The sequence below is a fragment of the Myxococcus sp. MH1 genome, assembly GCF_059738865.1.
Map to the genome: position 1 here is coordinate 7,261,794 of NZ_AP026947.1, position 22,509 is coordinate 7,284,302.

Genomic DNA, 22,509 nt, shown 5'->3' on the forward strand with positions numbered 1-22,509 from the left:
ACGCCCCGGCCCGCATTCCTGGCGGCTCGCCCGCCCTGGCGTCCGCCCGCATCACACAATCGTTGCAAACGCGTCACGTGCATGGAAATCGGGCCGCGCAGACTCCGGGCGCCATGGCCCACGTCCTCATCGTCGACGACGAACCCGATCTCGCCCAGCTCATCGACTTCAACCTGCGCGACTCCGGCTTCTCCACCCAGCTCGCAGGCACGGGCGAGGCCGCCCTCGTCGCGGCCCGGGAGAAGCCCCCCGAGCTCGTGCTGCTGGACCTGATGCTGCCCGACATGTCCGGCATCGATGTCTGCCGGCAGCTGCGCGCCCAGTCCCCGTCGCGCGAAGTCCTCATCGTCATGCTCACCGCCAAGGGCGAGGAGGCGGACCGCATCCGCGGCTTCGAGGTCGGCGCGGACGACTACGTCGTCAAGCCCTTCAGCGTCCGGGAGCTGGTCCTCCGCCTCAAGGCCATCCTGCGCCGGGGCGGCACGCCGCAGACCACCGCGGAGACGGCGCCCCTGGCCCTGGGCGCGCTCAAGCTGGACCTGTCCGCCCACCGCTTCTACGTGGAGGACAAGGAGGTCCCCCTCACCGCGCTGGAGTTCCGGCTGCTCGGCCACCTCATGACGCGCACGGGCCGGGTCCAGACGCGCGAGCAGCTCCTCGAGGAGGTGTGGGGCCTGTCCTCGTCCCTGGAGACGCGCACCATCGACACCCACGTCATGCGCCTGCGCGACAAGCTGGGCCCGGCGCGCACCCTGCTGGAGACGGTGCGCGGGGTGGGCTACCGCATCGTCGACCCGGCCCACTGACTTCGTGACACGGATGTCACACAAGAGACCCGAAACAGCCACGGACGTTACCTAGAAGCCAGTTTCGTGACCCTCCCGAAACCCTCCTCGATGCGTCTCGTCACCACCTTCCTCACCCTCTGCGTGGCGTCCGGCCCGGCCCTGGCCCAGGAGCCCGCGTCACCGCCGGCCGAGGCGTCCGCCCCCCAGGTGCCCTCCGCCGACGCCCAGGCGCCCGCCGAGCCGCCCCCCGCCGACAGCGCGCCGGCGGACGCGGACCTGGACGAGCGGATGACGAACGCCGAGGGGAAGGTGGCCGCGCTGGAGGAGCAGAACGCGGAGACGAAGGTGGACCTGTCCGCGCTCAAGAAGCTGAAGATTTCGGGCTACGTCCAGGGGCGCTACCAGTACCAGCAGAGCCTGGATGACAGCGGCTCGGGCGGCTTCAGCCGCTTCACCGTGCGCCGAGGCCGCCTCAAGACGACGTACACCACGGACTGGTCCCAGCTGATGTTGCAGTTCGACGGCGTGCCCACCACGGGCGTCACCGTGCGCGACGCGGAGGCCACGCTCTACATCCCGGGCACCCACCAGCAGCTGGGCCTGACGCTGGGCCAGATGAAGTGGCCCTTCGGCTACGAGGCCGTGCAGTCCTCCAGCGACCGCGAGATCCCCGAGCGCACCCGCGTGGTGCGCGCCTTCCTGCCCGACGAGCGGGATCGCGGTGTGAAGTTCGCCGGCAACTTCCTGGACGGGAAGCTCCACTTCAGCGGCGGCGTGTTCGACGGCGACGGCATCTTCAACCAGGGCTACGTCGGCTCCGACAACGACAAGGAGAAGGACGCCATCGGCCGCGCAGGCTTCGACCTGGGCTGGGTGTCCGGCGGCATCTCCGGCTGGTACGGCCACACCATCACCAAGGGCCCCACGGACACCTACCGCAAGGCGTACACGCGGGATCGTCTGGCACTGGACGCCCAGCTCTACCTGGACGTGCTGCCCTTCGGGGCCACGGCCATCAAGGGCGAGTACATCACCGGGCGCTCGTACTGGAAGAGCTCTGGCGACGTGAAGATTGAACAGCCGGGTGTGCCCGCCAGCGGCTGGTACGGGCTCATCGTCCAGAACATCGGCCTGACGGACGCGGTGGCTGTCCGCTACGACTTCTTCGACCCGGAGAACGGCCGCAAGAACACGGTGACGGACGGACGCCCGGCCAGCACCAACTCGGTGGGCACCCTGGCCATCGCCGTCCTCCACTACTTCGGCGAGCACTTCAAGGTCACCGCCGCCTACGAGATGCCCGTGACGGCCGCGCCCGGCGCCCCGAAGGACCCGCACGACAACCTCTTCACGCTTCAGATGCAGGCCCGCTACTAGGCCCTACCTTCCCACCGACTCACAACGCTTCGTCAAGGAGCCGACCACCATGAAGACTTTCATTGGCGCACTCATCGCGGGCCTGCTGCTCGCCCTCCCGCTCTCCGCCCATGCGGGCAACGTCACCGTGAAGGGCTCGGACACCATGGTCATCCTCGGGCAGCGATGGGCCGAGGAGTTCATGAAGAAGACGCCCGCCACCAAGGTGCAGGTCACCGGCGGAGGCTCCGGCGTGGGCCTGGCCGCGCTGCAGAACGGCACCACCGAGATCGCCATGTCCAGCCGCGAAATCAAGGACGCGGAGAAGCAGAAGCTGCGCGCGCGCTACAACACCACGGGCCAGGAGATTCCCGTCGCCAAGGACGGCGTCACCTTCTACGTCAACGAGGGCAACCCCGTGACGTCCCTCACCGTGGAGCAGCTGCGCGGCATCTACGTGGGGGATGTCACCAACTGGAAGCAGGTGGGCGGCCCCGACGCGCCCATCATCATCTACTCGCGCGAGAACTCCTCGGGCACCTACGTCTTCGTCAAGGACCACGTCCTGGACGGCGACGACTACGCCGCCTCCGCCCAGACGCTGCCGGGCACCGCCGCCGTGGTGAACGCCGTCTCCAAGGAGAAGAACAGCATCGGCTACGGCGGCTCCGCCTACGCCAAGGGCATCAAGGAGCTGAAGATCAAGAAGGGCAACGAGGAGATCGCCCCCTCGGCGGAGAACATCAAGACGGGCAAGTACCCGCTGTCGCGCGACCTGTACTTCTACCTGCGCAACAAGCCCGCCGGGGAGGCCAAGGCGTTCATCGACTACGCGCTGTCCCCGGAAGGACAGGCCGTCGTGACGAAGGTCGGCTACTTCCCGGTGAAGTGACGCCGGGCCGTCACACGAATGTCACGCGGGGCTGGAGGCCACATGGATAGACAGGCCGTCATGGAGCAGGGTCTCACTCAGCCTCTGGTCGCGCCCACACTGTCCCCGGCCGCGCGGCGGCGGCAGCTCAAGGAGAAGGCCATCGCGGGGTTCATCACCCTGATGGCCTTCACCGGCATCGCGGCGCTCATCCTCATCATCATCTTCGTGGCCAAGGAGGCCCTGGCGCTCTTCACCCAGGCCGAGGCACGACACGAGGCCAGCCTGTCGAAGATGTTCCTGCCGCAGGAGGTCCCGCCCGGCCGCCCGCCCTTCCGCTGGCAGCCGGTGTCGAAGATTCCCAAGGTCAGCATGATTCCGCTGTTCGTCGGCACGCTGAAGACGACGGTGGTCTCCATGCTCGTCGCGGTGCCGCTGGGCGTGTTCGGCGCGCTGTTCGCCGCGGAGTTCGCGCCCCGCCGCCTGCGCGAGCTGCTCAAGCCCGTCATCGAGCTGCTCGCGGGCATCCCCTCCGTCGTGCTCGGCTTCTTCGCGCTGATGGTGATGTCCACCGTCATCAAGGACGTCTTCGCCTTCGACCGGCCGCTCAACGCCATGGTGGCGGGCCTGGGCCTGGCGCTCGCCATCGTCCCGGTCATCTTCACCGTGTCCGAGGACGCGCTCACCGCGGTGCCGCGCAGCTACCGCGAGGCGTCGCTCGCGCTCGGGGCCACGCCCTGGGAGACGGCCTGGAAGGTGGTGCTCCCCGCCGCGGCCCCCGGCATCCTCGCCGCCTGCGTGCTGGGCTTCGGGCGCGCCATCGGTGAGACGATGATCGTCCTCATGGCCTCCGGCAACGCGGACGTCATCTCCTGGAGCCTGGGGGACTCGGCGCGCTCCCTGTCGGCCACCATCGCCGCGGAGATGGGCGAGGTGGTGGTGGGCAGCCCGCACTACTCGCTGCTGTTCTTCATCGGCGTGCAGCTCTTCCTGTTCACCTTCGTCCTCAACCTGCTCGCGTCCACATGGACGAAGCGGGTGGTGAAGAAGCTCACCGGAGGTGCGGCGTGACGCCCGGCACCCGCCGCGCCGTGGGCCTCGCGCTCACGTCGCTCACTGGACTCGCCGCGTTCGTCATCGTCGCGGTGCTGGCCATCATCCTCTTCAACGTGGTGGAGAACGGCGCCGGGGGCGTCACCTGGACCTTCCTCACCCAGCCGCCCGAGGACGGGATGATGGCGGGCGGCATCTTCCCCGCCATCTTCGGCACCGCCGCGCTCACCCTCCTGATGACGCTCGCGGTGATGCCGGTGGGCGTGCTCACCGCGGTGTACCTGCACGAGTACGCACCCCCGAACTCACTCTTCGCCCGCGTCGTCCGCGTGGCGGTGGTGAACCTGGCGGGCGTGCCCTCCATCGTGTTCGGCCTGTTCGGCCTGGGCTTCTTCATCCTCTTCGTGGGCCAGGGCATGGACCGGGCGCTCGGCCACGAGGAGATGTACTGGGCCCAGCCCGGCATCCTCTGGGCGTCGCTGACGCTCGCGGTGCTCACGCTGCCCGTGGTCATCGTCTCCACCGAGGAGGCGCTGCGCGCGGTGCCCATGGACCACCGCACCGCGAGCCTCGCCCTGGGCGCCACCCAGTCCCAGACGCTGGCGCGGGTGGTGCTGCCGGGCGCGCTGCCGGGCATCCTCACCGGCGCGGTGCTGGCCATCTCCCGCGGCGCGGGCGAGGTGGCGCCCATCCTCTTCACGGGCGCGGCCTACTTCCTGCCGGACCTGCCCTCGCACCTCAACTCGCAGTTCATGCACCTGGGCTACCACACGTACGTGATGGCCACGCAGTCGCCGGACGTGGAGGCCACCCGTCCCCTGCTCTACGCGACGGTGCTGGTGCTGCTGCTGCTCACGTTCGCCCTCAACCTGGTCGCGGTCATCATCCGGACCCGCACGCGCCGCAAGGCCGCGGGCGCCCACTGACGGTACACGCCCTCCATGTCCCTCACGCCCAACGCTCCCCGCCCGAAGATGGAGGCCCGCGAGCTGACGCTCCGGTACGGCGCCAAGGAGGCCATCAAGAAGGTCTCCCTGGCCATCCAGGACCGGCGCGTCACCGCCCTCATCGGCCCGTCCGGCTGCGGCAAGTCCACCTTTCTGCGCTCGCTCAACCGGATGAATGACCTGATTCCGGGCGCCAACCACACCGGCACCATCCTGCTGGACGACACGGACATCCACGACCGGAGCGTGGACGTGGTGGACCTGCGCCGCCGCGTGGGCATGGTCTTCCAGAAGTCCAACCCGTTCCCCAAGAGCATCTTCGAGAACGTCGCCTACGGCCTGCGCGTGGGCGGGATGAAGGACAAGGCGGCCCTGGCCCAGCGCGTGGAGAAGTCCCTGCGCGGCGCGGCCCTGTGGGACGAGGTGAAGGACCGGCTGCACGAGAGCGCCCTGGGCCTGTCCGGCGGCCAGCAGCAGCGGCTGTGCATCGCCCGCGCGATGGCGGTGGAGCCCCAGGTGCTGCTCATGGACGAGCCGGCGAGCGCGCTGGACCCCATCGCCACGGCCAAGATCGAAGAGCTCATCCACGAGCTGAAGGCGACGTACACCATCGCCATCGTCACCCACAACATGCAGCAGGCCGCCCGCGTGAGCGACAGGACTGCTTTCTTCTACATGGGTGAGCTGGTGGAGTGCGGGCCCACCGAGCAGATCTTCACCAACCCGCGCGAGAAGCGCACCGAGGACTACGTCACCGGGAAGTTCGGGTGAGCGCAGAGAAGGGATTGTCGCAGATGCCGTTGACCCACACGGACAAGGCGTTCGAGCAGGACCTGAGGGACTTGCGCGAGAAGCTCCTCGCGATGGGGGCCAAGGTGGAGGGCCTCATCGTCCAGAGCATGCGCGCCCTCACGGACCGCGACAGCGCCCTGGCGGAGAAGGTCGTCGCGGCCGACAAGGACGTCAACCGGCTGGAGGTGGAGATCGACGAGCTGTGCCGGCGAATCCTCGCGCTGCGCCAGCCGGCCGCCAGTGACCTGCGCCTCATCACCACGGCCTTGAAGATCGTCACCGACCTGGAGCGCATCGGCGACCTCGCCGTCAACATCGCCGAGCGCTCCATGGACCTGAACCAGGTCCCTCCGCTGGCGCCCTACGTCGACACGCCCAAGCTGGCGGAGCTGGCCCAGCAGCAGGTGAAGCGCTCCCTGGATGCCTTCGTGTCCAACGACGTGGCGAAGGCGGAGGAGGTGCTCCAGGGGGATGACCTGCTGGATGCGCTGTTCCTCAAGATCTTCAACGAGCTGCTGGCGTACATGATGGAGGACTCGCGCAACATCCGGCGGGCCACCGCGCTGATGTTCATCGCCAAGCACCTGGAGCGCATCGGCGACCACGCGCTGAACGTGGCGGAGATGGTCGTCTACATGGTGCGGGGCAAGGACATCCGCCATCCGCGCAGCCGCAACCTGGGCGACTAGCCGGACGGCTTCACCGCGCCGTCACGTGGAATTGCCCGGGGCGCCCCGGGCGCTCCCCACTCCTGACGCGCGGGCCCCCTAAGTAGGTCGCCGGAAGTTCCGAGACAAATGCCGGTCGCATGCGCATTTTCTGGACCATGCGACCGGCAAGGAGCCCTGCCGAACTGGGGCTGACAGCAGAGGACAGGCGGAAGCTGGAGCATGCGCTGCGAAGCGTGCGCGACGCCCGCCACTTCCGTCGACTACTGGCAGTGAGACTCCTCGCAGAGGGCAAAGGCCCGGGCGAGGCTGCGCATCTGGCAGCCCTGAGTCGGCCAGCCGTCTACTTCTGGCTGGAGCGCTATCTGGCGCAGCGTGACCCCGAAGCGCTGCGAGATGCCCCGCGGCAGGGGCGGCCGAGGAATGCGCCGCGCCTGACGGCCGAGCGCCTGCGCGAAGTCGTCCGAGGCAGCCCAGAGAAGCAGTCCTGGGCGAGCCACGGCTGGACGGTGCCGCTGCTGTGCACGCACCTGAAGCGACAGGGCATCGAGGTGTCGCCCCGTACACTGCGCCGCCGGCTGCACGAGGCGGGCCTGGCGTGGAAGCGGCCACGGTACGTGTACGCCACGGCGGCGCCCCATCCAGGGCAGAAAAAGGGGGCCTTGTCCGCCGTCTGAAACGGCTCAAACGCCTGTTCCCCCGGGCCGTGCTGCTCGTCATGGACAGCACGGTGCTGCGGTGGTTTCCGCCGCTGCGCGCCGCCTGGGCCCCCAGGGGAGAGCAGGCCGTGGTGCCGATTACAGGCGAGAACGCCAAGCGCACACTGTGGGGCGCCATCAACCCTCGCACCGGCAAGCGCGTGCTGCTGGCAACCCAGCGCGCCAGACGCGAAGACTTCATGGATTTTCTGCGCGCCCTGCGTGCCGCCTACCCCGGTCGCCCTCTGCTGCTGGTGTTGGACCGCGCCAGCTGTCACACGGCCCAGAAGTCCCAGCAGCTCGCCGCTCGCCTCGGAATCCACCTGCTGCTGTTGCCCAAGCAGCGCTCAGAACTCAACTGCATGGACCACTTGTGGCGCTCCCTGAAGCAACGCGTTTCCGCCAACCGTCAGTACCCCACGGTCGAGCAGCACGTCGGCGCCGCCATCCGATGGGTGCTGGGCCTTTCTGCACGGGACGCCCTCCGCAAGGCCGGCTGCCTCGCCGAGGGCTTCTGGCTACGCGATTTGTTAGAGAACTTCTGGCGACCTACTTAGCGTGGCAACCGGTCGCGCGATGCCCGCGCGCCAGTCCCCGGGGACCGCCCGCGCATGTCGCTCGCCTCCGCCCTCCTGCTGTTCGCCGCCTCTTTCGGCCTCACCGCGCTCGCCGTCCAGTACGTGCTGGTGCTCCGCCACCGCCGGGAGGCCCCCCGGGCCCTCCCCTCCGGCGCCGCGTGGCCCGCCATCTCCATCCTCAAGCCGCTGTGCGGCGCGGATGACGACCTGGAGACCAACCTCAAGCACTTCGCCCACCTGGACTACCCCGGCGCCTACGAGGTCGTCCTGGGCGTCAAGGACACCCGCGACGCGGCGTACCCCGTGGCGTGCGAGGCGGTGCGCCGCTGGCCCGGCGTCATGCGCCTGGCGCTGCAGGAGGGCGCCCCCGGCCTCAATCCGAAGGTGAACCAGCTCATCACCCTGGCGGACCGGGCCCGGTACGACCTCTTCGTCATCAGCGACAGCAACACGCGGGTGGCGCCCGGCTACCTGGAGGAGATCGCCGCGGGCTTCGCGGACCCGACGGTGGGCTGCGTGACGCACCCCGTCTCGGGCATCGGCGAGAAGAGCCTGGGTTCGCTGCTGGACAACCTCTACCTGACGTCCAGCGCGGCGGCGGGGATGATTGGCGCCAAGCGCCTGGCGGACCAGGACATCGTCGTGGGCAAGTCCATGGCGCTCAAGCGCGCGGACGTCGACGCGCTGGGCGGCTTCTACTCGGTGCGCGACGTGCTCGCGGAGGACTTCGTCATCGGCCAGTGGGTGACGCGCAAGCTGGGACGCCGCGTCGTGGTGGCGCGTGCTCCCGTGTACAACGTGTCGCTGGGCAAGAGCGTGCGCGCCTTCTTCCAGCGCTACCTGCGCTGGAGCGTCATCCACCGGACGGCCGTGACGCCGTCCACGTATGTCGCGCAGTCGCTGCTCAACCCCGCGCCGCTGGCCGTGGCGGGCGCGCTGGTGAGCCCCTGCCTGGAGTCGGTGACGCTGGCCACGCTCGTCGTGCTCGGCAAGGTCCTGGTGGACCTGGGCGCGTTTCGCGCGCTGCGTCCCCAGCCGGTGTCATGGCGCGCCGCGCCGGCGGTGCTGCTCAAGGACGCGCTGCTGTTCGCCGCGTGGTGGCACGGCGTGTTCTGCCGCACGGTGGACTGGCGCGGGACGCGGCTTCGCGTGGGCCCGGGCACCCGCCTCTTGCCGCCGCGCGCGCGCGTGTCCACGGCGAACGCGGCGCTGGCCCCTCGGGACGAGTGGGTCGCCGGCTGATGCACAGGTGTTTCATCACGCTCGCGACGGATTCACGTGGCGGACGTGAAGCCGACGCGGTCGATGCCTACGTTGCTGTGCATGCCCCCAAGGACGTTGGCGCACCTTTCGGATCTGCACCTGGACCTGAGCCCGGCCAGTGACGCCCAGGCCCGGGCGCTCGTCGCCGCGCTCCAGGCGAACCGCGCGGACCACGTGGTGGTGACCGGTGACTTGACGCACCAGGGCTCGCACGAGGAGTACCGTCGCTTCCTCGACATCTTCTCGCCGCTGTTGGACACCGGACGGCTCACGCTCATCCCCGGCAACCACGACCGCCCTGGCGAGGACGTGGGCGGCGGCTGGATGGACGGCCTGAAGGTCCGCACCGTGGAGCGCCCCGGGCTGTATCTGGTGTGCGTGGACTCCACCGGCGAGCACAACCGCAACTACTTCGCGAGCCACGGCGAGCTGTCGCTCGAGACGGTGGAGCAGGTGGAGAAGGCGCTTGGCCGCGCCCCCAAGGACGCGCTGGTGGCGGTGCTGGTGCACCACCACGTGCTGCCCCTGCCCGAGGAGAGCTTCCCGGAGCGGCTCGCCACGCGCATGGGCTGGCCCCACGCGTCCGAGCTGTCCCTGGGCGCGGAGCTGGTGGCGCGCATCCAGGGCAGGTGCGACCTGGTCCTCCACGGCCACCGCCACCACCCCAACGAGACGGTGGTGGACACGGCCCATGGCCGCCCCTTGCGCGTCTTCAACGCGGGCAGCTCCACCGACCTGGGGCGCTTCCGGCTGCTCCAGCACTCGGAGGGTCGCCTGCTGAGCGAGCCGGTGTGGTGCCACTCCACCCAGCCGGAGCGTCCGCGCACGGCCAGCCACAACGTGCGCCCCGCGCTGCAGTACCTCGTCACCCAGCTGGGCATGGCCCTCTTCTGATGTCCGCCCGCTCGCTCTGCGAGCGGAAGCCATTCCACCGGGGGAAGCGAATGGCCCGGGGGCGCGGTGGGGTTCTTCCCATGTTGGGGAGGATGCTTGGCGCGACTGGACACCGATGACGGCTTGAGAAGAGTGCTGGTGGTCGACGACGACGCGGACTGGCGGGAGTTCCTGCGGCTCAGCCTGGAGGAACTGGGGTATGACACGATGGAGGCGGCCGACGGCCAGGAGGCCCTGGACAGCCTCCGGCGCGGTGAGCGCTTCGAGGTCATGCTGCTGGACCTGAACATGCCGGGCATGAGCGGCCTGGAGGTCGTGGAGAAGCTCGAGCGGCTGCCACGAGGGCCCCACCCCCGGGTGGTGTTCCTGACCTCGGCGGCGGCCCAGGACGTGGGCATGGCCCTCTTGGCCGGCCCCCACTACTACCTGCCCAAGGGCGCCAGCCGGGACCAACTGTCTCTGCTCTTGCAGTCACTTGGTGGGTGAGCCGCCGGCCAACCGGGGATACGGTAGAGGGCTCCTGAGAGGAGGGCCGTCATCGCATCGGAGCTGCTCGTCATCTTGTTGCTCGTCCTGGCCAATGGCGTGTTCGCCGGGGCCGAGCTCGCCATCATTTCCATCCGAAGGACGCGGCTGAAGGAGCTGATGGAGCAAGGCAGTGGCTCCGCCAAGGCGGTGGAGGCCCTGCGGGCCAACCCCGAGCGGTTCCTCGCCACGGTGCAGATCGGCATCACCGTCATCGGCGCGACGGCGGCGGCCTTCGGTGGCGCGAGCATCGCCAACCGCCTGGCCCCGGTGCTGATGGAGCTGGGCCTGCCGGAGACGACGGCGGACGAGGTGGCCCTGGCCGCGGTGGTCGTCTTCGTGTCGTTCCTGTCGCTGGTGCTCGGGGAGCTGGTGCCCAAGTCGCTGGCGCTGCGCGCGTCCGAGCGCTACGGGATGCTCATCGGCCGGCCCCTGCTGGGCCTGTCGTGGGTGATGCGGCCGGTGGTGTGGTTCCTCACGGCCAGCTCCAACGTGGTGCTGCGGCTGTTCGGCGACAAGACGAACTTCACCGAGAGCCGGCTGTCCGCGGAGGAGCTCCAGGCGCTGGTGGAGGAGGCCGCGAAGCAGGGCTCGTTGGACCCGAAGGCGGGCGAAATCGCCTCGCGCGCGTTCGAGATGGGCGAGCTGACGGTGGGCGAGCTGATGGTGACGCGCGAGCAGATCGTCGCGCTGCGTCGCCACGCGAGCGCGGACGAGATTCGCCAGATGCTGCTGGAGCGCGGGCACTCGCGGATGCCGGTGTTCGAGGGTTCACTGGACAACATCGTCGGCTACGTCATCGCCAAGGACCTGCTCGCCGTGGCGTGGGAGGGGAACCTCATCGTCCTGGAGGACGTGCTCAGGCCGGCCTTCTTCCTGGTGGAGACGATGCGGGCCATGGACGCGCTGAAGGAGCTGCAGCGCCGTCGCATGCAGCTGGCCATCATCGTGGACGAGCGCGGCGGCGTGGTGGGCCTGGTGACGGTGGAGGACCTGGTCGAGGAGATGGTGGGCGACATCCTCAGCGAGTCGGAGACGCCCGAGGAGCTGGTGCGGCGCGAGAGCCCCGTGGCGGCGGTGGTGCAGGGCAGCGCGGCCATCCGCGACATCAACCGCGAGCTGGGGCTGGAGCTGGCCGAGGACGGCGACTACTCCACGGTGGCGGGGCTGAGCATCGCGCTGGCGGGCGGCGCCATCCCCGAGCCCGGCACCAAGCTGAAGACCAAGGACGGCCTGGAGCTGGAGGTGGTGGAGGCCTCGCCCCGGCGCGTGCGCACGGTGCGCATCTTCCTGCCGCCGCCCCAGCCGGAAGAAGGCGACAGCGACTGAGGCCCGTGCTCACCCCGCGTCCATCAGCCCCAGGGTGAGCGCCTTCACCACGGCCTGGACCTTGTTGGTGGCGTTGAGCTTGAGCAGGGCGTTGCCGATGTGGAAGTTCACGGTGCGCTCGGAGATGTCGAGGATGGTGCTGATGTCCGCGGACGTCTTGCCCTCCCCCGTCCAGAGCAGCACCTCGCGCTCGCGCGGCGTCAGCGCGGTGTCCACGTCCGGCGCGAGCCGGGGCACCAGCAGGCCCATCATCCGCGCGTGGAGCTGGTGGGCGGCCATCAGCATCGGCTGACGCAGCGCCGCGAGCGTGGCGTCGGAGAGCGGCTCGGGTGACGCGCGGGCGAAGGTGAGCAGGCCGAAGACGCCATGCGCCGCCCAGCACGACTGGGCCACCGCGGAGGCCAGCCCGAAGGCGCGCGCGTCCTCGAGCAGTTGGGGCGCCTGGGCGAAGAGCTCGTCGGACCAGACCACGAGCTCGGTGCTGCTCACGCCCAGGCGGACCACCGGGTCGATGCGCAGGTAGTCGTGCTTCCGGTAGTGCGCCATCCATCCCGGCGGATAGGAGTCGAAGGTCGCCACCACGGGATGGGCGACGGGCCAGGGCATGCGCAACAGGTAGCCGCAGAAGTCGAAGCCCAGCGTGCGGGCCAGGGCGTCCACGCGCTCGAACAAGGCCTGCGCCTCATCCGCGCGCCGCGACGGCGGTCCGCTCGCCTCCCCCGTGGCCATCTGCCCTCCCTCCTCGTCGGAGCCAGGCTGGATGAGACCGACGATGAGTGGATGATATAGACAGCCCTCCCCCGGCGGACCACCCTCGATGGCTGTCTTTGCCCCGCATGGGGCGCGCACCTGGCCCGCACCGCGCATTCAGCGCGCGCGGAGGGCCTTGGCGAAGGTCGCGGTGATGAATTGAGGGCGGGTGATGGCGCTGCCCACGACGACCAGGTCCGAGCCGAGCCGCAAGGTCCGCGCGGCCTGCGCCGGCGTCGAGATGGCGCCCTCGGCCACCAGCGGGCAGCGCACCACGGCGGCGCGCAGCGCCCTCAGGTGCTCGAAGTCATCGTCGCAGAGGTGGCGTCCGGCCGTCTCCCGGGTGAAGCCATACAGGCCGCTGGAGACACAGTCGAACCCCAGCTCCTGGGCGAGCGCGGCCTCGCGGACGGTGGCCACCTCCGCCATCAACGGGACGTCCGGGTAGCGGGCGCGGACCTTGCGGACCAGGTCCGGGAGCGACTCACCCTCCGGACGCCACCGCTCCGTCGCGTCGATGCCCACCAGCTGGGCGCCGGCGTCCACCACCTCGGCCACCTCCGCGAGCGTCGGGGTGACGCGCACCCTCGAGCCTGGATACTCGCGGAGGAGGACGCCGAGGAGCGGCAGGGGGACCTTCGCGCGAATCGCGGCGATCTCCGCGGGCCCGTTGGCGAGGAGGCCCTGCGCCCCGCCCCGGACCGCGGCGACGGCCATGGCGGTCATGAACGCGCTGCCATGGAGCGGCTCGCCGGGCAGGGCCTCGCAGGCCACCACGAGGCCTCCCTGGAGTTGTTGGAGCAGCCTCATCCGGAGACCCGCGCCCGTCGGCAGTCGAGCATCGCGGCGTGGGGCCTTCGCAGGTAGGCGTGCAGCGCGGGAGGGGCGTCCTCGACGCGGGCGAGCCCCGGGGGCCAGGGGTCGGCCCAGAACACGGGCCCGAAGCCCGCGTCTCGCAAGGCCTCCTCGATGGAATTCCTGGACCAGTACCAGGCGGTGACGTCTGCCTCCACGCCCGCGGCGCGCAGCTCGACTCGCAGCGCGCCTCCTTCCGCATGGGGCGCGTCCGAGACCAGCCGCAGGCCATAGGGAGCGTAGTAGTCCGGGTCGGGCGCGTGGTCGGGATGGAGCGGCAGCGCGAGCAGACGTCCTCCCGGGCGCAGCACCCGGGCCATGCTCGCGCACATCTGTCGCAGCTCGCTCCGCGTGGAGGCATACGGGAGGACGTACACGGCCAACACCAGGTCGAACCGCTGCTCCAGCTCGGGCGTCAGCCGAGACACGTATTCGATGCCGCGCTGCTCCTTCGCCTCCCGCTGCCGCGCGGCGCTCAGCATCCCCTCGGACGCGTCATGGCCCACCACCCGGCGGGCCCCTCGCCCGGCGAGCAGCCGGGAGTACAGCCCCGCGCCACAGCCGAAGTCGAGCACGTCGCTGCGCGTCAGGTCTCCCAGCGAGTGGAGCACCGAGGGCACCTCGATGTCCCGACGGAAGGGCCAGGGGGCGACGTCCTCGTAGAGGCTCGCCAGTTCGTCGAACTGGCGCTCTGCGGCGGTGGCGGACATCGACGACCTCCCGTGCGAAGGGTTCCCCTGAGTTAAAGCCAGACACCCCGGGTGGGAAAGCTGTCAGGACTGACAGGATGGGCCCCTTCAGCGATGGCCGCGCCCCCGCCCTCGCGCCGGACGACGCCCGAGCCTCCGCGGCGAATCCCAGACACCCCGGGCGGGCGCCCGCTCTTTCTCGCCGTTTCAGACACCGTGATGCACGGCGGGTCCCAGGGGACACGGAATCTGGGCTTTACTGACTGGGACTCGGTTACACGAACAGCCTCGGTTGGGTGGAAACCACCCCTCGGTGAGTCATTGCGTGAATGATTTGACCCAGTTCAATACACCCACGCAAATGACCTAACGTGGGCATGCCTCATTGCGAGGCCATTGACCGGAGCCAGACATGACACGTGTATATGGATTCCCCGCGCTCGCGGCGCTGTTTCTCTTGGGCGGCTGCGATGGCAGCTCTTCCGAAGTGGGCGCGCCATCCTCCTTGCAGACACAGGAGGCGGCGGTAGGCGAATTGGACCTGGCGGTGGTGGACCTGGTGGCGTCCTGCCAGGCCACGGCGCTGACGCTGTCCGCGGCGGTGCAGAACCTGGGAGCCACCGGCATCGCCGGCTCGACGACGGCCATCTACGCAGGCGAGCCGGGCGCGGGCGGCACGCGCCTGGGAATCGTCAGCGTTCCCTTCCTGGTGGGGGGTGAGCGCTTCCCCTTCCAGCTCTCCTTCACGGTGCCGGAGGGGACGCAGCAGGTGGTGGTGGTCGCGGACGACGACGGCGTCTTCGACGAGGGGGACGAGGCGAACAACCGCGCCGCGTTCGACTTCCCGATTCCGTGTGCGACGAATCAGCTGCCGGTGGCGAGCTGCCAGGATGTCACCATCCAGGCGGACGCGACGTGCCGGGGGCAGGCCTCCGTGGACCACGGCTCGTTCGACCCGGATGGCTTCCCGGGGCCGTTCAGCGTGAGCCAGACCCCCGCGGGCCCGTTCTCCCTGGGGACGACGCCTGTCCGTCTGGATGTGACGGATGGCGCCAGCACGAGCACCTGCTCCGCGACGGTGAAGGTGGTCGACGTCACGGCGCCCACGCCGGGCGCGAGCCGGGGCATCACCCTGACGCCCTCGGCGGGCTCCGACTACGTGCTGGTGTCGCTGGATGACTGCGCCCTGCCAGCCACGGACAACTGTGGCGGCACGCTGCCCCTGGCGCAGGCGGGCTCGCTGCTGCGCGTCACCTCCGACGAGCAGAACGACGCGCTGTCATTGCTGCGGCTGCTGGCCTGCGACGACATCAAGCTGAGCGCGGATGGCAAGTCCGCGATGGTGCGCGCGGAGGCGGCGCTGCTGGGCAACGGCCGCGTCTACACGTTCGTGTATGGCGTGTCGGACAACACGGGCAACCAGTCCGTGGGCTCCTGTCAGGTCCGCGTTCCCGCGCTGCTGGGCAACCCCGCCGTCGACTCGGGGGCCCGGTATTGCCAGGGCGAGGGCTGCCCCTCGGGGACGACGTACCCCGGGCTGCTCTGCTCGCTGCTGTAATGGATTGAGGTCGCGGCACTCCGCCCGGGGCTGTCCCGGGCGGGGTGCCGCGGCCCAATGACTCCGCAATCCCAGATTCCTGGGATGGGCCTGCCCGGCGCTCCTCGAATACCGTTGCATCCTCCCCAAGGAGGCAACCATGTCGACGAGGTATTGCATTGGAGCGGCACTGGGACTGCTGGTGACCATGGCCATGGGCTGTGGAGCGCCGTCTGCTGAAGATGTCGTCACGACGGAAGGCATCCAGGAGTCTTCGCAGGAGCTGTCGACCTGTACGGCGGCCTGCGCCACGGGGTCGGTGAGTTGTCCGTCGGGAACGACGGTCTGCTCCGCCCAGGACAACTCCGGGGTGACGTGCAACGGAACGTTCATCGCGTGTCCCACGACGCCCCCGGCGTGTGGCGACCTGCCGCGGTGCAGAGACCTGGTGGGAAGCGTCTGCGCCCCCGGCTCCAGGGAGCCGTGCTGCACGGCCTCGGGAGCTGAGAGCGTCTGCGTCTGCACCCTCAGTGGAATCCTGCGCTGCAACACTCTCTAGGCGGAGTCCGGGCGGCTTCGACTCGCCTCGAGGCTACTGCCGTGGAGTCGGCAGGGGCTCATCCGGGTGGATGATGGAGGGGCTCCGTCGGACATAGGCCCGGGCCCAGAGGTAGGCCCCGGCCCCCGCGGCCAGCAGGGCTCCCACGGCGCCCAGGAGCACCCATCGAGTCGTCCGCGTCATTCGAGTCCTCCAGGAGGACTCCCGACAGGAGGAGCCTCCGTGCCTGCTCGACCCTAGGGCACGGAGGCTGCCGCGGGCCAGCCAGCAGTGTCCTCTCGCCAGCCTCAGGCCGAATGTGTGCTTGCGTCGGCCAGCAAGTTCGGCTACTTGTGCCCTCGCCGCAGCGGTTCTGCGCGATTAGCTCAGCTGGATAGAGCGTTGGCCTCCGGAGCCAAAGGCCGCAGGTTCGACTCCTGCATCGCGCGCAGGGACAACCGCCCGGTCTTCCTCAGGAAACTGATGGAGACCGGGCGGGAAATCCTGCCCCTCCAGGCTCCCCCAACAGACTCGCGGCAATGTCCCCGTCAGCGAAGCGCCTGTGGCGTGGTCCCGTCGCTGGGACCGGGCCGCCTCCGGGATTCGACGTCCGGATGACCGTGGCGCAAGACACCACCACGGCTCGCCCCGGCTCTCCGCCCAGGCAAGGGCGCGCCAATGGCTTCATGCGGTCTCGAGGCGACTCAGCAGACGTCGCATCCCGCGCAGTAGAAGGTGCCATCCGACCAGAACACGCAGTATTCGCAACAGTCGACATAGACAATGGATTGCGTAGTATCGGTCGAAGAGAGCTTCGCCTCAGTCCCGTCGGTCTTCACGACCGTACCCGATGTCACCGGCATGGAGCCTGAGTCACTGTGAATGACCATCGAGCCATTCTCACCATGCTCGATACGATATTCCGGGTCGGAGACGCCGCCACAACCCGTTGAAACCGCCGCGAAGAACACGAACGCCGCAACCTGACGGATATTCATTGGCCGTATGCCTTTCCAGTGGGTGCCCATGAGGCAACCACAACTATGAGGTGAATGCGATAGACTGTCCATGAGAGTCGACGACACCCCAGGACTCCGTCACAAACGACCCCGTCCGGGTGACGCGCGATTGAGCTTCTGCCGGCGTCTGACACACTTCGAGCCCCCGAATATGAACGACCTCCCCACAAGCATCGTGATCGCGGTTCCCATAGTCGAGGAGGCAACCCGGTGGTTTCGAGCCCGGTTCCCAACTGCCGCGATTGCCAGCCAGGGTGCGCTGGCTGTTGTTCACCTGGGAGACACCCGGGTTGTGCTGCTGCACGGCCCGCGAGGGCGCACGCGGCAGATCCTGGTCGAGGTCAACCCCAAAGACGTCCCCTTGCACCCGGCTAATGACGTGGAGGTTCAGGTGCGGGCGAAAACCCTATTGGGCTCCCGCTGGGCAACGCTCACGATGCCAGACCAGACGACCCAACTCGTCCTGGTGACCCCCGTTCCGGCCTTGAACAAGTACCAATTGGAGCAGGTCCGCCAGGTGCTGAGGCCACTCAAAGAGAAGGTCGCCAGGTGGCACGAGGGAGTCAAAGGTCATCTGGAATCAATCTGGAACAAGGAACTGGATCGACTCCTGGAGAAGGAGGGTCCGCACCAGATCAAATGGATCGTGGCGGGGATCAATCCCGGGAAACTGGAGGCGAGAGACGGTCGCTACCTGCACCCAGCGGGACCGTCAGGCGCACCAATGCATGTGCTGTTGCGGCATGATGTCCCCAGTTGGGACTTCGTGTTGGCCTTGAATCAAACAAGCCTTGCCAGCTCCAACATGGATGAACTGGACGACCTGTCCCCGAAGCAGCAGGAAATCCTCGACGAATCCCTCCTGGCGATGGCTGAGGCCATTGGCCAACTGGCACAGATAACTGGGGCCCACGTCTGGATTCTCGGCAACAAGGAACTCTTTGCCAGGAAAACCTCGACAATGCGCTTCTATCCGTTCTTTCAACGGTTGGCCAAGCGCACGAGCGAGGACCCGACCCTGCACGACCGACTCTACTTGAGCAACCATCCATCGAGAGGCAGCCTGTTCAGCGAACTGCCCATGACAGACGAGATCCTGGATCACGGATTGGAAGTCGCACTACGGCAGCACTGCCTCCCGCTGCGCCCGTAGCAACTCGGGGGGCGGCCACCGCGGCTTCCCTCCTCACACGGGCGCATCGAGCTTGCCTTTGCCCCTCGGAAATCACGCCCCCGCGACCATGCCGCGCCGCATCGGGCCACAGGGACTCGGCCACTTCCCTATCCCGGTGATGGGCACGGGCGCCGGTCACGTCCTCGGCTGGTACAGCGCGTCAGGCATCCTCATGGCGCTCGGGCGGCCGCGAGACACACGGGTCCCCATCGCCGCCCGGACGTAGCCTGGGTCCAACACCCTCACGCTCCACCGCATTCCCGCCCGGAGACCTTCGTTTTTTCGAAGCCTCCCGGGAGCTTTTCCTATTGGCGCGAAACTCCGCGGACCAGCAGATAGGAGATAGGCCCATGGTGGGCCGGAAGGAGCCGAGGATGCGAATCGAAATCCGAGCCCGACACTTCACCCTCACCGAGACCCTCCGCACCCACGTCGAGCGCCGCGCGCGCTTCGCCATGGGGCGACTGTCCGACCGGGTCCGCGAGGTGACGGTGCGCTTGGAAGACATCAACGGCCCACGCGGAGGCGTGGACAAGGTGGCGAAGGTCACGGTGCGCCTGGAGCACGGCGGACAGCTCGCGTCGGAGGCGATGGACGCGACCTTCCCCGGCGCGGTGGACCGGGCCCTGGAGCGCGCCGGCCACGCGGTGGGCAAGGCCCTGGGACGCTCGCACCGCCAGGACAGCGAGAGCGTGAGGACCGGTCCCTGGGAGGCCGAGGAGCAGCACAGCCCGCTCTGACGTGAAGCGCCGCCGAGGGCCCTTCTCCCCGAAGGGCCCCGGCGATGTCAGGATGGGTCCATGACGCGCGTCGCGCGTCCCTTTCCTGGAGGATTTCCGATGCAGACGGCGGGGCCGGGCGTGCTGGCGCGAGGACGGGCCGCATGGGCCCGCGCGAGGCGGCGCTGGTGGGTGCGATGGGGCGTGGACCTGGTGCTGCTGGCGCTCGTGTTCACCGCCGTCGCGGCCTGGCAGACGCGCCACCTGCCCGGCTCCGGAGCGCCCGCGCCAGACTTCACCGTGCAGACGCTCTCCGGAGAGACGGTGTCGCTCGCCTCGCTGCGAGGCAAACCCGTGGTGCTCGCCTTCTGGGCCCCGTGGTGCGGCGTATGCGGCGCCGAGTCCTCCAACCTCTCCCAGCTGCGCCGCATCGCCGGAGACTCCGCGCACGTCGTGTCGGTGGCGCTGGCCTATGAAGACGTCGCCGCCGTGCAGCGCTTCGCCCAGGAGCACGCGGTGGACTACCCGGTGCTGCTCGGCGACGACTCGATACAGGAAGCGTGGCGGGTGAGCATGTTCCCCACCGTGTTCTTCCTGTCCGCCGAGGGGCGCATCGAGCGCTCCGTGGTGGGCTACACCACCCTGCTCGGCCTGTCCTGGCGGTGGATGTTGTAGAGTCCGGAGCACCTCTCGGAGCCAACGGATGGGAACGACCAAATCCGCAGATGAGTGAGCCGCGGCGACCCTGTTGCCGCGGCCCTCTGTCCAAAGCTCATCACGTTCCCGTGGAGAGGCAGATGGCCGCCCGCTGTTCCCCTTTTGTGCGGATGCCATCGTGGCTCACTCGAAAACCTTGCCGTGGACGTACTCCGTGCCAGCAGCGCTGTTGCTGATGGCCCCCTTCGACCTCCTGGCCTCGCTGGCCATGGACATCTACCTGCCCGTGGTTCCGGCGATGGTCGGAATCCTCCAGACGTCTCCCGCCATCATCCAGCTCACACTCAGCCTCTACATGGCGGTGCTCGGGCTGGGACAGGTGGTGTTCGGCCCCTTGTCGGACCGCATCGGTCGGCGTCGGGTGCTGTTGGGAGGCGCGCTGTTGTTCGCGGCCACCTCGTTCCTGCTCGCGGGCACCTCGGACGCGATGACGTTCGTCGGCCTGCGGACTCTGCAAGCCGTCGGCGCCTCCGCGGCGCTCGTCGCCACGTTCGCCACCGTCCGTGATGTCTACGCGGAGCGGCCGGAGAGCGCGGTCATCTACAGCCTGTTCAGCGCCATGCTGGCCTGCGTGCCCGCGCTGGGCCCCATCGTCGGGGCGCTGCTCGCGAGACACTTCGGTTGGCGGGCCATCTTCATCACGCTCGGCGGCCTGGCGACGGCGGCCGTGGTGAATGCGTGGCCCCGGTGGCACGAAACCCACGCGGCGGACGGGCCACGTCCCGCCGTCGCGTTCCGTCCCATCCTGCGCGACGCCGCGTTCTGGACGTACACGCTGGGCTTCAGCTCGGCCATGGGCGCGTTCTTCGTGTTCTTCTCCACGGCGCCCCGGGTCCTCATCGGACAGGCGGGCTTCACCGAGCTCGGGTTCAGCCTGGCCTTTGCCACCGCGGCGCTCGCGATGATTGCGACGACGCGCTTCGCCAGGCGCTTCGTGGCGGCGTGGGGCCTGGCGGGCAGCCTCACGCGGGGCATGCTCCTGCTGCTCACCGGCGCGGCCCTGCTCGCGGCGGGGCAGTTGTTCGCGGCCCCGTCGTTCTGGACGTTCGTCGCGCCGATGTGGGTCATCGCGGCGGGCATCGTCTTCGCGGCGTCCGTCACCGCCAACGGCGCGCTCCAGGCCTTCGGCGCCGTGGCGGGGACCGCCGTCGCGCTCTACTTCTGCGTCCAGAGCCTCATCGTCGGCACCGTGGGCACGCTGATGGTCGTCCTGCTCGACGGCGACACGGCGTGGCCCCTGGTGGCGTATGCCTCGCTCATGGCGACGGTGACGCTGAGCGCCCAGGCGAACCTGCGACGCAGGCGGATGCCCTCCACCTAGCGCGGGCTCCCACCGCGCCGGAGGGACGTTCAGCCTCCGGCGCGGCGTGCAGCGGCTACAGCTTCACCAACTGCACATCATCCATGTGTACGAAGTTGGCACCGTTGGCCGTGGTGGCGCGGGTGTGGAAGCCCAGCTCCAGATAGCCGCCGGTGACGGAGATGACCGGCGTCTCCACCAGCGTCCACGCGCCATACGTCCCCAGCTCCGTGAACACGGGCGCACACGAGCCACACGTCTTCGCCTGGATGCGCGACAGGTCGAAGGTGCCGCCCTTTCGCACCCACGCGCGGACCCGGTAGTTGCCGGACGCCAGCCCCGACACCGTCTGATACGTCCACACTTCGAAGGGCGCGGCGTTGTTCCAGTGCGTCAGGTGATAGCTGCCCGAGTGCCCACCATTGTGCGTCTCGCTGAAGTCCGCGGCCTCCGTGCCGTTGGGGCTCCACGTCGCCCAGCCAGCCATGTCCGACTCGAAGCCCGGGTTCGTCAGCGTCCCCCCCGGCGTGCTGCCCGCCTGGTACCAACGCACCCACTCCACCTCCATCGTCTTGCGCTGCCCCAGCGGCAGGTCCACGTTGCCCGCCGGCGTATTGCCATACCAGTTCCCACCCAGCGCCAGGTTCAACAGGATGTAGTGGTTCTGCCGGAACGCCTGCGCCGCGTGCACGAAGTCCGCGTTCGCCCGGACCTGGTTGTCCAAGCGGAACACCATCCGGTCCGCCGTCCACTCCAGCTCGTAGACGTGGAACGCATCCGCCAGGCTGTAGCCCCGGTTCGCCCCGGAGCCCCAATCCCTCGCGCCCTCGCCCCAGTGCGTGGCCACCTTCATCCACGACGGCTCGTTCGAGTGCCACTCCAGGATGTCGATCTCCCCCGCCGCCGGCCAGCCGACGCTGGAGATGTTCGCCCCCAGCGTCCAGAACGCGGGCCACATGCCGTAGCCGGACGGCACTTTGATGCTCGCCACCAGCTTGCCGTAGGTCCGCTCCACCTTGCCCTTGGTGTGGATGCGCCCCGAGTAGAACGAGCGCGGCCCATAGCCGGTACAACGCGAGTCATTGGGCGCGTCGTTGGTGCGCTCGGCGGTGAGGATGAGCTTGCCCCCGCTCACCGTCACGTTCTGCGCGCGCGGGTACTCCAGCTCCCCCGTGCCGAAGTTGCAGTTGCCCGTCACCGGGTCGTAATTGCTCGTCAACACGTTCCAGTTCGCCGAGTTCAGCGCCGAGCCCGTGAAGTCGTCCTGCCACGCCAGGTTCCAGCCAGGCCCCGGGTCGTAGGCCAGCTCCTTCTGCTCCTGCGCGACCAACGGCGGCGGCTCGGACTCCACCGGAACCTCGCTCCCACATCCCCCCAACAACAACCCGCCCAAGACAAAACACGCACCCCAGCTGGACTCGCTCCGATATGCCATCCGCTCCTCCTGGA

Annotated in this window: 24 protein-coding genes and 1 tRNA gene; 19 read left to right on the plus strand and 6 right to left on the minus strand. The window is 69.0% G+C overall.

Features of this window, described 5'->3' with window-relative positions; translation table 11 throughout:
• Positions 1–113: 113 nt before the first annotated feature.
• The 13 genes from AC6JA9_RS28315 to AC6JA9_RS28375 all read left to right on the plus strand — a co-directional run bounded on the left by AC6JA9_RS28315 (position 114) and on the right by AC6JA9_RS28375 (position 11,762).
• Positions 114–806 (plus strand): response regulator, encoded by a 693-nt coding sequence (locus AC6JA9_RS28315; RefSeq protein WP_267700310.1) that lies wholly within the window; start codon positions 114–116, stop codon positions 804–806.
• 90 nt (positions 807–896) lie between these two features.
• Complete coding sequence (locus AC6JA9_RS28320) at positions 897–2,165, plus strand: porin (protein ID WP_483578292.1); 1,269 nt, start codon at positions 897–899, stop codon at positions 2,163–2,165.
• A 49-nt stretch (positions 2,166–2,214) separates the two neighbouring features.
• On the plus strand, positions 2,215–3,036 hold the full coding sequence (locus AC6JA9_RS28325) for a phosphate ABC transporter substrate-binding protein (RefSeq protein ID WP_426745767.1): 822 nt from the start codon (positions 2,215–2,217) through the stop codon (positions 3,034–3,036).
• 42 nt (positions 3,037–3,078) lie between these two features.
• A complete protein-coding gene (gene pstC / locus AC6JA9_RS28330; RefSeq protein WP_426745766.1) occupies positions 3,079–4,086 on the plus strand; it encodes a phosphate ABC transporter permease subunit PstC in 1,008 nt (335 codons plus the stop codon).
• Positions 4,083–4,994, plus strand: a complete 912-nt coding sequence (gene pstA / locus AC6JA9_RS28335) for a phosphate ABC transporter permease PstA (protein WP_223745788.1) — start codon at positions 4,083–4,085, stop codon at positions 4,992–4,994. The genes pstC and pstA overlap by 4 nt, the downstream gene beginning before the upstream one ends.
• 48 nt (positions 4,995–5,042) lie before the next feature.
• A complete protein-coding gene (gene pstB, locus AC6JA9_RS28340) occupies positions 5,043–5,786 on the plus strand; it encodes a phosphate ABC transporter ATP-binding protein PstB (protein ID WP_218035661.1) in 744 nt (247 codons plus the stop codon).
• A gap of 23 nt (positions 5,787–5,809) precedes the next feature.
• Positions 5,810–6,496: a phosphate signaling complex protein PhoU gene (phoU, locus tag AC6JA9_RS28345; RefSeq protein ID WP_223785695.1), complete on the plus strand. Its 687-nt coding sequence runs from the start codon at positions 5,810–5,812 to the stop codon at positions 6,494–6,496.
• 137 nt (positions 6,497–6,633) lie between these two features.
• Entirely contained in the window at positions 6,634–7,152 is a 519-nt protein-coding gene (locus AC6JA9_RS28350) for a helix-turn-helix domain-containing protein (RefSeq protein WP_408891715.1), read from the plus strand.
• A gap of 29 nt (positions 7,153–7,181) precedes the next feature.
• Positions 7,182–7,730 carry an IS630 family transposase gene (locus AC6JA9_RS28355; RefSeq protein WP_408891716.1) on the plus strand — a complete coding sequence of 183 codons (549 nt, stop codon included), beginning with the start codon at positions 7,182–7,184 and terminating at the stop codon, positions 7,728–7,730.
• A 54-nt stretch (positions 7,731–7,784) separates the two neighbouring features.
• Positions 7,785–8,993 carry a ceramide glucosyltransferase gene (locus AC6JA9_RS28360; RefSeq protein WP_248544402.1) on the plus strand — a complete coding sequence of 403 codons (1,209 nt, stop codon included), beginning with the start codon at positions 7,785–7,787 and terminating at the stop codon, positions 8,991–8,993.
• Between the two features lie 63 nt (positions 8,994–9,056).
• A complete protein-coding gene (locus AC6JA9_RS28365; protein ID WP_223745786.1) occupies positions 9,057–9,908 on the plus strand; it encodes a metallophosphoesterase family protein in 852 nt (283 codons plus the stop codon).
• Between the two features lie 96 nt (positions 9,909–10,004).
• Positions 10,005–10,394, plus strand: a complete 390-nt coding sequence (locus AC6JA9_RS28370) for a response regulator (protein ID WP_267700308.1) — start codon at positions 10,005–10,007, stop codon at positions 10,392–10,394.
• Positions 10,395–10,472: 78 nt separating this feature from the next.
• A complete protein-coding gene (locus tag AC6JA9_RS28375) occupies positions 10,473–11,762 on the plus strand; it encodes a hemolysin family protein (RefSeq protein WP_497960770.1) in 1,290 nt (429 codons plus the stop codon).
• Between the two features lie 9 nt (positions 11,763–11,771).
• Here the strand turns inward: AC6JA9_RS28375 and AC6JA9_RS28380 are convergent, their stop codons facing one another.
• The 3 genes from AC6JA9_RS28380 to AC6JA9_RS28390 all read right to left on the minus strand — a co-directional run bounded on the left by AC6JA9_RS28380 (position 11,772) and on the right by AC6JA9_RS28390 (position 14,077).
• The gene (locus tag AC6JA9_RS28380; protein ID WP_497958125.1) at positions 11,772–12,491 is read right to left on the minus strand and encodes an autoinducer binding domain-containing protein; all 720 of its coding nucleotides are present in this window, start codon (positions 12,489–12,491) and stop codon (positions 11,772–11,774) included.
• A 138-nt stretch (positions 12,492–12,629) separates the two neighbouring features.
• Complete coding sequence (locus AC6JA9_RS28385; RefSeq protein ID WP_426745762.1) at positions 12,630–13,322, minus strand: N-acetylmannosamine-6-phosphate 2-epimerase; 693 nt, start codon at positions 13,320–13,322, stop codon at positions 12,630–12,632.
• Positions 13,319–14,077, minus strand: a complete 759-nt coding sequence (locus AC6JA9_RS28390) for a class I SAM-dependent methyltransferase (protein ID WP_223785679.1) — start codon at positions 14,075–14,077, stop codon at positions 13,319–13,321. Before AC6JA9_RS28390 ends, AC6JA9_RS28385 begins: the two co-directional genes overlap by 4 nt.
• A gap of 484 nt (positions 14,078–14,561) precedes the next feature.
• On the opposite strand from AC6JA9_RS28390, the gene AC6JA9_RS28395 reads away from it, so the two are divergent.
• Entirely contained in the window at positions 14,562–15,614 is a 1,053-nt protein-coding gene (locus tag AC6JA9_RS28395) for a CARDB domain-containing protein (RefSeq protein ID WP_497958126.1), read from the plus strand.
• Between the two features lie 571 nt (positions 15,615–16,185).
• On the opposite strand, the gene AC6JA9_RS28400 is transcribed toward AC6JA9_RS28395, so the two are convergent.
• Positions 16,186–16,335 (minus strand): hypothetical protein, encoded by a 150-nt coding sequence (locus AC6JA9_RS28400; protein WP_223745782.1) that lies wholly within the window; start codon positions 16,333–16,335, stop codon positions 16,186–16,188.
• 171 nt (positions 16,336–16,506) lie between these two features.
• On the opposite strand from AC6JA9_RS28400, the gene AC6JA9_RS28405 reads away from it, so the two are divergent.
• Positions 16,507–16,580 (plus strand) — tRNA-Arg (locus tag AC6JA9_RS28405).
• A 255-nt stretch (positions 16,581–16,835) separates the two neighbouring features.
• On the opposite strand, the gene AC6JA9_RS28410 is transcribed toward AC6JA9_RS28405, so the two are convergent.
• Positions 16,836–17,159, minus strand: coding sequence for a hypothetical protein (locus AC6JA9_RS28410; RefSeq protein WP_223745781.1), 324 nt, complete (start codon positions 17,157–17,159; stop codon positions 16,836–16,838).
• A gap of 142 nt (positions 17,160–17,301) precedes the next feature.
• Here AC6JA9_RS28410 and AC6JA9_RS28415 point away from each other — a divergent pair, with 142 nt between their 5' ends.
• From AC6JA9_RS28415 to cml, 4 genes are all read left to right on the plus strand, one after another.
• Positions 17,302–18,303 (plus strand): hypothetical protein, encoded by a 1,002-nt coding sequence (locus AC6JA9_RS28415; RefSeq protein ID WP_223785682.1) that lies wholly within the window; start codon positions 17,302–17,304, stop codon positions 18,301–18,303.
• A gap of 395 nt (positions 18,304–18,698) precedes the next feature.
• Positions 18,699–19,064 (plus strand): HPF/RaiA family ribosome-associated protein, encoded by a 366-nt coding sequence (locus AC6JA9_RS28420; protein ID WP_141324457.1) that lies wholly within the window; start codon positions 18,699–18,701, stop codon positions 19,062–19,064.
• Between the two features lie 99 nt (positions 19,065–19,163).
• Positions 19,164–19,718, plus strand: coding sequence for a TlpA disulfide reductase family protein (locus AC6JA9_RS28425; RefSeq protein WP_408891837.1), 555 nt, complete (start codon positions 19,164–19,166; stop codon positions 19,716–19,718).
• A 178-nt stretch (positions 19,719–19,896) separates the two neighbouring features.
• Entirely contained in the window at positions 19,897–21,081 is a 1,185-nt protein-coding gene (gene cml / locus AC6JA9_RS28430) for a CmlA/FloR family chloramphenicol efflux MFS transporter (RefSeq protein ID WP_497960771.1), read from the plus strand.
• Between the two features lie 55 nt (positions 21,082–21,136).
• Here cml and AC6JA9_RS28435 read toward each other — a convergent pair whose 3' ends face one another.
• The gene (locus AC6JA9_RS28435) at positions 21,137–22,495 is read right to left on the minus strand and encodes a glycoside hydrolase family 16 protein (protein WP_408889849.1); all 1,359 of its coding nucleotides are present in this window, start codon (positions 22,493–22,495) and stop codon (positions 21,137–21,139) included.
• Between the last annotated feature and the right edge of the window lie 14 nt (positions 22,496–22,509).

Coding starts and splice junctions, on each gene's coding strand:
- AC6JA9_RS28315 (WP_267700310.1), top strand. CDS start 114: ATGGCCCACGTCCTCATCGTCGACGACGAACCCGATCTCGCCCAGCTC.
- AC6JA9_RS28320 (WP_483578292.1), top strand. CDS start 897: ATGCGTCTCGTCACCACCTTCCTCACCCTCTGCGTGGCGTCCGGCCCG.
- AC6JA9_RS28325 (WP_426745767.1), top strand. CDS start 2,215: ATGAAGACTTTCATTGGCGCACTCATCGCGGGCCTGCTGCTCGCCCTC.
- pstC (WP_426745766.1), top strand. CDS start 3,079: ATGGATAGACAGGCCGTCATGGAGCAGGGTCTCACTCAGCCTCTGGTC.
- pstB (WP_218035661.1), top strand. CDS start 5,043: ATGGAGGCCCGCGAGCTGACGCTCCGGTACGGCGCCAAGGAGGCCATC.
- phoU (WP_223785695.1), top strand. CDS start 5,810: ATGCCGTTGACCCACACGGACAAGGCGTTCGAGCAGGACCTGAGGGAC.
- AC6JA9_RS28350 (WP_408891715.1), top strand. CDS start 6,634: ATGCGACCGGCAAGGAGCCCTGCCGAACTGGGGCTGACAGCAGAGGAC.
- AC6JA9_RS28360 (WP_248544402.1), top strand. CDS start 7,785: ATGTCGCTCGCCTCCGCCCTCCTGCTGTTCGCCGCCTCTTTCGGCCTC.
- AC6JA9_RS28365 (WP_223745786.1), top strand. CDS start 9,057: ATGCCTACGTTGCTGTGCATGCCCCCAAGGACGTTGGCGCACCTTTCG.
- AC6JA9_RS28380 (WP_497958125.1), bottom strand. CDS start 12,491: ATGGCCACGGGGGAGGCGAGCGGACCGCCGTCGCGGCGCGCGGATGAG.
- AC6JA9_RS28385 (WP_426745762.1), bottom strand. CDS start 13,322: ATGAGGCTGCTCCAACAACTCCAGGGAGGCCTCGTGGTGGCCTGCGAG.
- AC6JA9_RS28390 (WP_223785679.1), bottom strand. CDS start 14,077: ATGTCCGCCACCGCCGCAGAGCGCCAGTTCGACGAACTGGCGAGCCTC.
- AC6JA9_RS28400 (WP_223745782.1), bottom strand. CDS start 16,335: ATGACGCGGACGACTCGATGGGTGCTCCTGGGCGCCGTGGGAGCCCTG.
- AC6JA9_RS28410 (WP_223745781.1), bottom strand. CDS start 17,159: ATGGGCACCCACTGGAAAGGCATACGGCCAATGAATATCCGTCAGGTT.
- AC6JA9_RS28415 (WP_223785682.1), top strand. CDS start 17,302: ATGAACGACCTCCCCACAAGCATCGTGATCGCGGTTCCCATAGTCGAG.
- AC6JA9_RS28420 (WP_141324457.1), top strand. CDS start 18,699: ATGCGAATCGAAATCCGAGCCCGACACTTCACCCTCACCGAGACCCTC.
- AC6JA9_RS28425 (WP_408891837.1), top strand. CDS start 19,164: ATGCAGACGGCGGGGCCGGGCGTGCTGGCGCGAGGACGGGCCGCATGG.
- AC6JA9_RS28435 (WP_408889849.1), bottom strand. CDS start 22,495: ATGGCATATCGGAGCGAGTCCAGCTGGGGTGCGTGTTTTGTCTTGGGC.